Genomic DNA, 10,390 nt, shown 5'->3' with positions numbered 1-10,390 from the left:
TATGTCGTGCCAGCAGACGTTGTACGTAACGCCTGCTGGTGGGCAATACGCCATTGCATCAGCATGGATAATTTCAACGCGAGGATCGGTTGCAAACGAGGCTGCAACGAGGTTAATAACGTCCTGTTCTTTTTCAATTACCGTGACATGGGTTACATCATCTTTCTGAAGGATGGCGTGAAGCACCATACCCAGACCAAGACCATTAATGAGCACCCGCCCGGTGGCTCGCTCTATAAAATCCTGGCAGGTTCGGATCTCCATCGGGGTATTGGACATCACCACATCCCTACCGTTGGACAAGCGGCGATATCTACCGGGCGGGATAAACTCATCTGTATTGCCTGTATATGCGGCACGGAGGACGAGGCTCACCGCCTTATCTTTGCTAATTTCAAAAGTGTCCAGTTTCCAGGTTCCGGACGTGCCGTCTTTAACGGGTAAATCAGAAAAGCAGCTCTTCATAGAAGCAACCATAATTCCAGTAGTTTTGTTACGGTGAACCTACCACAAACCCGCTCTTAATGCAGGTATCAGGAGCGATAGCGATCTTTGAGGAATCGGTTAAAACTGGGGCATCCTGTAACAGACGCCCGCTAGTTTTTAAAATGCCGCAGGTGTTAAAGGTAGCTTTGCAAAGTTGCAACATCTTCAGGGGCAACCTCCACGCAGCTCCTGACACTGTAGTGATTTTCGCCGTTGTAGTCATAAACCCCACCGTCTTCAAAACTCAGCTGTTCAACCTCGCCAGCACACTCGGAAATCAGTGCCGTCTGGCAAGCATTTTTCTCACAATCGCTGACGATTAAACGAACATAGCTTTTCTCATGGTCGCCGTTACGGTTCTGAATCTTTACGATAAAGTGTTTTTCAGACATTTGTGCCTCCAGCACAGGTTGAGGTTAATTTAGCGTTGCCCCGGCTCACCGGGGCAAGAATAAATCAACCCTTAATGAAACTGTGCCCCCAGGTGTTAGGCTTAAATGCCTGCTCTTTAATATATGCTTTCATTACCTTGCAGGTTTTTTTCAGGGCTTTGGTACTGGCATCGGTTACTGGGATAAAATGGCGAGAATGACGGTTTTCCCGGTATTGCTTATCAGCGTTTGGGTCAATTGCTTCGCTTTGCAGGAGTCCTTCGTGCCTGCCAATTACTATTACGTAGTTCATTGCACCTGTAACACGATCCGTGAGTAATTGAAGGGAAATATCAGTCGCTCGCGTGGCCTGGCTAGCAGAAATTTTTGCATGTAAGAAAGCTCCCTTTCGAAAGTTGGCCGGAGTCAAACCTGTAATATCCTCGGTGCTAAAATTAAGTGAAGATAGAGTTGAAAATAAATCACAGCTAATGATTTCAGTATTATTAGACATAACCCGGCTCCGCTCATATTCATGTTAGGGTAATGATATCAGGTTGATAGCATTACCTAATAACTTGGTGGCAAAAAGTTGTGGTTTTTGATTAACTAAAATTGATGTTCTCAATACTGCTCAAGAATTTTTTCTTTACGCCCGGAGTAAAAGGTATACGTTCAATGTATTTATAAAGCGTCCCAAAGGTTTTGGTTTCAATGTTTCGTGCAATAACATCATCAATCGGGTCTTCGAACATATTAATAAAAACATCAACATGCTGCTCTCCGCTTTCTGAAGCTAAAGAGAGAATACAGGCCACTTCAATGTAGCGGTTATCCTGCTCTGCAATGAACAACCAGTGCCCTTGGTTAAAGGCTGGTGCAGCACTGAAGCGTTTTACAACAATTTCTGAAAGAGCATATCCTGCCTGATCCAGCAGATTAATAAAGTTGAGTTGAGTTGAAACCACGTCTAACGCTTTCATAAAACCTCCTTTTCATCTGTACTTATTATACTGTTACCCACCCCCCAGCTAATAACCTTCCAGCAAACTTTCAAAAAAATACCGCCTTTAATTAGAATTGAACTCATCATTTTTAATTAACAAAAATGATTATGAAACCCACAATGTTTGTGATGTGCCACCATGGAAAAGTAACTTTTATGTGTTCATAAATATTATTTCTTAATCACGTTCCTTTGTCCTGCGGTCGAAGATTATCAGGGAAGCATAAGAAGAATATGTGAGGTTTCAGCAAATGCGGTGATCGGGCATTATAATTTGGTCAGGCTATTATAAGTGGATAAAGATAGTCGTAGGTATAGGATCAGGTTAAATTGCCTTTTCCCGGTTGCCTTCCCTGGCCTACCGGTTTCAGGTCAGACGCTAAGACCAGCGGTAAGATTTAAAGTAGTCCTCATTTACAGCCAAAAACTCCCTCAAACCGTTCATTAATCCCTTTTCAAACGCTGTTACGATAAACCGGTATCCGTCCAGTGTTTCAATGTAGTAGATCCCGCCCGGTGTTATTCCAACATGCAACACCTCGGCTGTCATCATAAACTGGCCTTCCGGAAAATCATGCGACAGGTAAATAAAACCCGTCGTAGCCGATGCGGGTGTGGCATTCACTAAAACACCGTTAAACTGCTGCCCATGCCTCGCCGGTACAAGCTCACTTCCCCTGGTTGACTTATCGAGCAGCCCCTTAACATCTTTTTCCTCTTTGGATGAGGTATAGCCCCGCACATCACTCTCATCACCTGGGCGAGAGCCGGTACCGACATGAGCAAGACGACGGTAAGCGCTGCGCATATTGACGTGGCAGGATGCCCCGGCTCTACCCTGAAGCCTTACGCCAAAATCTTCGCAAAGTAATAAAATCTGACGTAGCTGGTTTTCATACACGGACGCAGAAAGTGAAAGATTGAAACTGGAAAAGGTCAGTTCTAAAACCTTTTCCCGTTTGTCATTGAAATGTGCTTCCAGCCTGATGACTGGCTTTTCCGACATTGCAAAAGCTTTGTCCGTTACTCGGTACCGGCATTCATCTCCGAAACATTCTTCAACAACGCTGGCTATGACCGTGTCGTGTTCGCCATCTTCCGGAGCTGGCACAAAGATTTCAAATTGAGTCGGTGTATCCGGCTCAAGCAGAACGGGATAGAGACGCGGAGAATTAAGCAAAGCGCATTCAGAATTAATGAGCTTTACCCAGGCACTTTTGTCGTCCGGATCCTTGAGCTGCTGTCCAAGGTTATCGCAAAAGTCGACTATCTGACGGGTATGCTCATCCGTGACTGCACAGATCAGGGTAAGACCATGCGTGGCCATACGCAATTCCCGGGTTCGGGACTGAGAATTGATCGACCAGGGGTTAAGTGAAAGCGAAATCGGGCTTATGGATGGGACGACCGTCTCATTCTGCAAATCTGTAAGCTGGCAGTTCGCAGTAGGCTTCGGGGAAAGGGTACTAAATATGTAACTTGCCTGTTGTTTAGTACTGGCCTGGATATAAAACATCGCGTCCATGCTTGTATCCCGGGATGAAATTGAAAATAGCTTCATTTTTAACCTTAATGGATGAGCGATTTATAATCATGTGCTGACAAATGAACATTATGTGCGCCATCATTCCATTCAAAGAATAATCGATACTTAGAGTTTACTCGAATGGAGGAATAACGGTTTGACGTCATTCTTAAGCGTTCATAACGCAAGCTGTTGGATAATAATTCCCGCTCACTCTGGACATTATCCAGCGTTTCAAGTCGACACAGAATCGCATTAATAATTTCAGAAGGAATACCTGCCGTTGTTTTTCCATTACGGAAGAACTTTTCAAGCCGTCTGTCTTTAAATGAATGGATCATAGTTCCTCCGTAATAATTGACCTTAAAATTAAATTAAAAGGCTTTGAATTAATGAATCCCTAAAATGCGGGCGGCGACTGCCAGCTGCTTATCACTTAACTGCCGCTGGTGGGTTAAAGAAGACTTAAGGCTTTCCAGAAAATTATTACTGCTGGATTGCTGGGTGATTGCATCAACCATTTTTTGATGAGATCTGCACCATGCAGTGAACGCAGAGCTGTGGGCGCTTTCAGTCCTCAAACGCTCGTTTTGCAAGGATGCTGACACTTTGCGGGCAGCTTGAGCATTAATGCGGTACAGCGCATTCAGCGTGTAAGCAGTGCGGGTCGTTTCGAGGCTGTAACCCGTGGCTTTACAAGCCATACAGCGACTTTTATAAAAATGCTTACGCTCTCCCCGACCATTGCATTTATCGCAAAGAATACGAAAAGTATATTCCGCAGTACCTTTTACAGAATCAACACAGCGGATTTTTGCGCTGGAGATTTCAATTCCACTGCGATCATAATATTTGGTCATAATGTGATTCCTCCGGTTAGTTCTGGAGTAATCATGACAGAATGAATCTGCTGGCTAATAACCTGAGAGTAAATATTTCAAAAAAACATTGAGAGAGGGCCTGCAAATTTATATACGGAGGATTCAAATATAATTTTGTTTGAAATAATTCAGAGCATTCTGAAGTAAAGGTGCATCAAAAAGCATTCAATGATAAATCGTGTACTGGTGCCAGCCATTTAAACGCGGGAATTGTTCCGGTGTGATTATACGGTTTAGTATCATAGCTTATAACCAAAAGGAAGGCGTCCAGCCCTTCGCAGGAATATTACTTTCCCGTTTGCAATATTAGAGCCACTTAATGAGAAAGTAATAATTAAGTCATGCTCAACTCTACATATTACATTGAGGGTGGCGTAATAGGGTACGGCATACTGCCGCACCCTTCTGAAGGGCTTATGTTTGAGGGAATTCTATAGCAAATGTTGCCGTGCCAGATTGTCCACTTTCAGCGGGAGTAACCGGATATGTGCGCTCTTCACCATTACCAAGATCCAGTGACAGCGATTTAGTTTCACCAGGCTGGGCCGTAACTCCGGCAACCGTAACGCCGAACTGAGCATTTTTCTGAACAGTCAGGGTTCCGTTTAACTGTCCGGTAATGATAGAACCGTCCTGACGACGCAACACACTGGTTCGGATGATGGCCAGCGGCGTGTTGTCCGTTGCTTTCAGTGCTACGGCTGTGGCCAGCGTCTTGAGATTATCCAGCATAATCAGATTGGCTGGCTGGTAGGTAAAATTAAGCGTTTTAGTGGTCCGGTTACCTGATTCGTCAATAGCCAGAGCCTCCAGATGATACATCTGTCCCGATTCATCAGTGTTGGGGAAGATTCTGGGATATTCCGGAATAAAGACATCCTTGGATAGCGGCGTGAATGCCAGGGTGACCTTTTCAGAGTTAGGTCCACCAGCGAGCTGAAGCGATGCCAGGGAAGCATCCCCAGAGGCATCAGTAACGCTTATGCGAAGGTTCTCAAGCCCTTTAACCAGTTTTCCTTCTGCGTCTGCGCCATTAAAACTGAACGCGATAACCGGAAGCGTTGAGTCAATTTTCAGCGGTGCATTAAGCGTCTTGGTTCCGGTGTTTCCAACAAGATCCGTGGCAGACACGCTAACCACCGTATAATCCCCGTCCGGTAGACCAGCGTATGAGAAAGTGGCGTTTTTGGTTTTATAATCGCTTTCACTGACAGTCACAGGCTTCAGAGTGAAAGTTTCCCCCCGGGCGTTTTTAAGGGTGGCTTCGAAAACTTTGGTATCCCAGTAGCTGATGTTCCAGGCGTTGACGCGATCATTATCGGTGGCCGTCATAGTGATTGTCTTGGAGGCCTTGTTTACCTGAGCGACATTAACCACCGGTGGGTTGTTATCCCAGATAACCGTAAAATTACCAGCAAGCGCATCGAATATGCTGTCACCATCTTTTCCCGAGTAAAGGTGCAGATACTCAAATCCTTTGTCACTGGTGTAGTTGAAGTTAACCGTCATCTCGCATGAACTTTGTCCGACAGGAATAGTGCAGAACCAGGCTGCATTTTTTACCGTTCTGAACTTTTGCACGTATGGTCGGGGTTCTGCGGTTACCTTTATGCGGCTAATGGTGGCGGTTTTAACGCTTATTGAGGCCTGAGTTAACCACTCACTGGTATCACTCCGGTACATCTCTTTAGCCACAATCTTCGGGGCTATTTCCATCGCCGGGGCTGGAGTGAAGTTTAGGGAGTTATGATGAATTCGTCTTACTCCTCCCGCCAGAGTCTGAAATTCATGATAAGTATCCCCCACATTTGGATATATGTATTTGAAAGTATAGATATTATAGGTGCTATCGGAGGTCTGGAAATTCGAGTCCGCCCAGCCATATTTGGAACCGTTAACAGCAGTAAAGTCACTTTTTTTCCTTAATACCCGTACGGAAATAGGGTTCTGGAAGACGGTCATCCCAGACTGATAGGAGACCCATGATCCGGTAGTGGCGTCCTGCACCTGGATGATATCGTCAGGCTTAACCCGATCAATTACGCTTCGGCGGCTTAGTTCGCTCCTGTTTCCCGCTTTGTCATAAAGGTAGATCCCCACTTTATATTCAGAGCGGTTTTCCGGTGCCAGGGCATTGCTGCTTGCGTCGGCGACTTGAACGGTTACGCTACCTTCCACTGTATTAATTTCCGCTGGCTTTTTACGCTCCACTCCAGCGGCATCGGTTATGAAATATTCAGCATTAGCAAGCCCGGAACCTTTATCACTCAGTCCATTAAAGACCAGTGCCTGGACGCTGGCGTACTGCATACCGGCTGGTACTGAAGTGAAGATCGCTTCGCTGCCAAAGTTCCACCCGTTTCTCGTATAACTTATGGTACCCGTTGCCGGAGCCGTTCGATCAATTGCAAGAGGGTAATCCTGCCGGGAGACCTCCTTCCCTTGCAAGTCGGTAATCACCTCTCTAAGGGTGAAGCTATCTTCTCCCATCGCTGGTACGGTCAGAGTCTTGCCGTAATAATCAAAGCCTGTCGAGGATGTGGTGCGGTCATCAACGGTAACCAGGCTGCTTTTCGTGCTCCAGATGAGGCTCCCATCACTTTTCAGCAGACTGAGCGTAATATAACGATCCAGTCCGGAAATAACGGCAACGTCAAAGCTCGTTACCGGATTAATCCATACGGATGCAGGCGATACGGTCTTTTTAACGTTCAGGGTATCTTTAAAGCTGAATTCGGCGATTTCAGCGGAAGCTCCTGCGCTGAAACCTGCAAATGCAATAAGCAGGGCTAGTTTGATTTTCATGGGTTGTCTCCTGATCAGGTTCCCCATGATACTTTTTCAGTGTTTGTAATCTTTTCGGGAAAATGGCTATTTTTGATGTTTTTCTTTTCTGCCCGGTGGGACTTGTGTTGTTTACTTGAATGCAACAAAACCAGTAAAGTTACTTTTTGATAGGATTAAAATTAGGTTTTCCCAATTTCCAGAGGCAAGCGAAAGCAGAACTATCTTAATAGCCATTAAGAACGCCATGCGTATTGACAAATGATGCTCATTACATTTAATGAATAGTGCATTTAAAACTACACTAGCGAAAGAATTTTGCTTTGTTTTTTATTACATGAGTGAAAGAGTATTAATAATCCGGAGCCATCAGAACGTACTCAAAGACTCCGGTATACAGATATCTTGCCAGTAAAAATGGCCTTACTCCTCATCATCCCCCAGCGCTTTTTTGATGGCGCGTCGGCGGGCTGCATCACCTACACGATATCCGATTGAATATACGTCATTCATCCGGCGCAGAATATGATTTACTTCCTCATTTTGAATATAGGAAGGTAAACATAGAACCACGTCGCCATCTTCATCATAGACTCGAACAACTTCCTTCTGTCCATCTTGCTCGCGAACGATCTGGACATTCTGAATCCTGGTATATTCTGGGTTTACGCTCATTTTAAGAATCTCTCTGAAATTGTTGTTACCAGTTAGCTATAAGCCGGATAATTCATGTACTCAGTGTTCTGTACAGCAATCGCCTGCTCGTGGATCATTGATACTGCCTGGCGGGCTTTAAGGCGCTTGCTGGTGAGAAAACGCTTCACTTCTTTAAGTTCGCTGCCAGCCGACAGCATATTGAAAACATGCTGTTTGAGACTGTTGTTATTTTTGGCCACTGGTTTCTCCATCATCTTTGTACATGGTTGTGTCGGGCTGGCCTGCCAGATCACACACGTTGTCCATATGCTTTTGGACCCAGTCTGTTAGACCCAAACCTTCGGCCTTTGCTTGACTGACGTAACGCAGTTTCCGATCAGGGGTAACCCGCATCTGTAATTGTGCCGTCGCTGGAACCGCCTCTTTCAGGGCGTTGAGGCCCCTCTGATTACGGGCCTGATTTGATGGTTTACCATTTGGCATCTGAGGTATCGCTCTTTCGGCGAGCGGTGGACGACTCTAATTCTTTTGCGATTGCTTTATCTACGGCATCCAGCTGTATGGCAAACTTGATTTCAAGCGAACAGCGTAATGCCTTCATAGCGCGTTCTTTGGTGCTGTACTGTGGTATGCCGTTCTGGCTACCATTCATGCCTCGCATGCGGCGGGAGGTTGCATCGACAACCTCTCCCTCTTCCCGTATGCCGTGAACCGTAGTTCCGCTCCATGTCGGATAAACAGTGCCAGTGGCGGTGTTGAAGCTCCAGCCATTTTGGTATTCACCCGAGACCTCTGGTACGGGCATATCGCGTTCAACGCTATAGTCAGACCAGCGTAAAGCGCGGTTTATTCTGGCCTGTGCCATCAGCTCATCATAGGCGGCTTGTTCTTTTTTATTCATCGCCATTTAGGGCTATCTCCTCAGAGGGGAATTAGGTGGAATATCGTTACGTAAGTGCTTTTCAGGCCTAATCTCTGATAAGGCCTGATGTGCCAGGCTGCCGTTGCATTCACCGTTTTATGGCGGTTGACTGAGCCTGTTTAAGAGCCGCAATTAGTTCAGGCGAAGTCGGCTCCAGATTTTTGGAAGCGTTCAGCAGCTCCTGAAGTGATGAGATTTCCTTTGGCTCTACCTGTTTTGCTTCTGGAGCCGGTTTCTGAACTTCATCCAGTGTACGCTGTGCACCGTTATCCAGCACCAGCACACCCCCAGTACGAATTTCTGAAATGGTGCGCACCGTATACATCAATTTATCCCAGACACGGCTACCAACCTCGATCCCGGAATCAGCTACTTTTTTTTCTTTATGCTTTTGAAAAATTTCTTCTGACCATGTGGTGAAGCGCTTTCCAAAAGTATTGGCGGCTAAAGATGTGCAGGAATAAACCTGTTCGACCTGTTTTGTTCCATTTTTATCAATGAACGTAATGAGACCGATTCGGCCACTGTTAACGGTGTAAAAGCGTGGTTGAAAGCCAGCTTTGAGAAGGTTTTCAATAGCTGAAAAAAAATCTTTTTTGAGCATCGGTTTCAAGATGGTTTACCTTTTATGCCCGGTGCCGCCGGGGCGGTGGAGTTAAATATACGCCATGCAAGTAAATTAATTTATACCCATTTGATTGTCAATACAAACAAAAAATAAACCATATTTATTATTTTACCAGCGATGCTATTTTAAGGTCCGTCTAAAATAAAAAACAAAAACGTTATATTTGAAGCCATCCTTCCTAAATTCATTTATTGCGCCTATTAGCCCCCTGCTTTAAGTAAATAATTTTTGAAAAAGTTGCGTGGAAGTTATTAGCTCGTTTAGCTGGATTGGTAATATAAAGCCAACACAGAAAAGGAAAACAAAATGTCTAAATTAGTATCTCCTCGTGAATTGAATGAGATTATTACCGGATTACTGCTTAAACCTGAACTCCTTGGTGAGCTGGACTCACCAGAAAAGTATCAGATGTTTATGGCAGATTTAGGACGCGTGGTGGCCGAACATTGTGGAGGTCAGGTAAACAGAGTCGTATTGCCAGGAGCAGAAGGTACAGTGCCGGATGGGTTACCGCTTAATGGCCAGCCGGTACGTTATCTCGGAATCAAAGAGAGCATTCCTCACCTAATTGTAGAGCCTGATGCTTCCTTACCTTCGCTCGCTAAAAACGTCTGGATGTATGCAGATCCTGAAGGCTGGAAAGAACATTTTGGAGCTGAGGAAGACTGCCTTACTCCTGAAATGATGCAGCTGTTCCGTAAAGGTATCCAGGCTCTTCAGAATGAGCATGACACCCCTGAAATTAGCCTCACACTTCAGGACTGGCGCCTGGAGGAGGAAACACTACCAGAAGAGGACAGTCAGGCCTATCAGGTCAGCGTTACCGGGCAACATAACATCCACTGTGAAGTTGTGAATAAGGAAGGTGACCCCTGTTTTGGTGTCATGTTCGAAATCGATCAGGGTGTGCCTGCCTTACACATCAACACCGGCGGGGATATGTTGCTCCACATTCATTGTGCCCATAACGGACTCGTTCTGACTCCTGATGCAAGCGATCAGCGCTTTGATAAGGCTCCCGTCGATCGCTTCTCTTATAACAGCCCATCCCTGCTGTTATCTGCCGACTAACCAAGGCCAAATCTGAATTGTCCTGTTTAAGTAACCAACCCGCTGCCGCCAGGCGGGTA

The 10,390-nt window shown here is 45.6% G+C and carries 13 protein-coding genes; 1 reads left to right on the top strand and 12 read right to left on the bottom strand.

Going from position 1 to position 10,390, the window contains the following annotated elements:
• The 12 genes from OVA10_RS25095 to OVA10_RS25040 all read right to left on the bottom strand — a co-directional run.
• The coding region (locus OVA10_RS25095; protein ID WP_268197188.1) for a hypothetical protein at positions 1 to 465 on the bottom strand (465 nt) is incomplete at its 3' end.
• A gap of 155 nt (positions 466 to 620) precedes the next feature.
• The gene (locus OVA10_RS25090; RefSeq protein WP_268197184.1) at positions 621 to 878 is read right to left on the bottom strand and encodes a hypothetical protein; all 258 of its coding nucleotides are present in this window, start codon (positions 876 to 878) and stop codon (positions 621 to 623) included.
• Between the two features lie 64 nt (positions 879 to 942).
• Complete coding sequence (locus OVA10_RS25085) at positions 943 to 1,371, bottom strand: hypothetical protein (RefSeq protein WP_268197183.1); 429 nt, start codon at positions 1,369 to 1,371, stop codon at positions 943 to 945.
• A gap of 91 nt (positions 1,372 to 1,462) precedes the next feature.
• Positions 1,463 to 1,840 (bottom strand): hypothetical protein, encoded by a 378-nt coding sequence (locus OVA10_RS25080; RefSeq protein WP_268197182.1) that lies wholly within the window; start codon positions 1,838 to 1,840, stop codon positions 1,463 to 1,465.
• A gap of 402 nt (positions 1,841 to 2,242) precedes the next feature.
• Positions 2,243 to 3,388 carry a flavin reductase gene (locus OVA10_RS25075; protein WP_268197181.1) on the bottom strand — a complete coding sequence of 382 codons (1,146 nt, stop codon included), beginning with the start codon at positions 3,386 to 3,388 and terminating at the stop codon, positions 2,243 to 2,245.
• A 44-nt stretch (positions 3,389 to 3,432) separates the two neighbouring features.
• Positions 3,433 to 3,729, bottom strand: coding sequence for a type II toxin-antitoxin system RelE/ParE family toxin (locus tag OVA10_RS25070; protein ID WP_000581857.1), 297 nt, complete (start codon positions 3,727 to 3,729; stop codon positions 3,433 to 3,435).
• 48 nt (positions 3,730 to 3,777) lie between these two features.
• Complete coding sequence (locus OVA10_RS25065) at positions 3,778 to 4,248, bottom strand: hypothetical protein (protein WP_000170637.1); 471 nt, start codon at positions 4,246 to 4,248, stop codon at positions 3,778 to 3,780.
• Between the two features lie 435 nt (positions 4,249 to 4,683).
• Complete coding sequence (locus OVA10_RS25060; protein ID WP_268197180.1) at positions 4,684 to 7,074, bottom strand: Ig-like domain-containing protein; 2,391 nt, start codon at positions 7,072 to 7,074, stop codon at positions 4,684 to 4,686.
• A 402-nt stretch (positions 7,075 to 7,476) separates the two neighbouring features.
• Positions 7,477 to 7,728, bottom strand: a complete 252-nt coding sequence (locus OVA10_RS25055; RefSeq protein WP_201484797.1) for a hypothetical protein — start codon at positions 7,726 to 7,728, stop codon at positions 7,477 to 7,479.
• A 32-nt stretch (positions 7,729 to 7,760) separates the two neighbouring features.
• Entirely contained in the window at positions 7,761 to 8,003 is a 243-nt protein-coding gene (locus tag OVA10_RS25050) for a hypothetical protein (RefSeq protein ID WP_268197179.1), read from the bottom strand.
• 176 nt (positions 8,004 to 8,179) lie between these two features.
• Positions 8,180 to 8,617: a hypothetical protein gene (locus OVA10_RS25045; RefSeq protein ID WP_102780083.1), complete on the bottom strand. Its 438-nt coding sequence runs from the start codon at positions 8,615 to 8,617 to the stop codon at positions 8,180 to 8,182.
• A 103-nt stretch (positions 8,618 to 8,720) separates the two neighbouring features.
• Complete coding sequence (locus OVA10_RS25040; protein WP_250318992.1) at positions 8,721 to 9,236, bottom strand: hypothetical protein; 516 nt, start codon at positions 9,234 to 9,236, stop codon at positions 8,721 to 8,723.
• 330 nt (positions 9,237 to 9,566) lie between these two features.
• On the opposite strand from OVA10_RS25040, the gene OVA10_RS25035 reads away from it, so the two are divergent.
• A complete protein-coding gene (locus OVA10_RS25035; protein ID WP_268197178.1) occupies positions 9,567 to 10,331 on the top strand; it encodes a hypothetical protein in 765 nt (254 codons plus the stop codon).
• Positions 10,332 to 10,390 lie beyond the last annotated feature (59 nt).

This window comes from Lelliottia sp. SL45 (genome assembly GCF_026672535.1).
In the GTDB taxonomy this organism is placed as follows: Bacteria; Pseudomonadota; Gammaproteobacteria; order Enterobacterales; family Enterobacteriaceae; genus Enterobacter; species Enterobacter nimipressuralis.
This window is presented reverse-complemented; position numbering and strand designations above follow the sequence as displayed.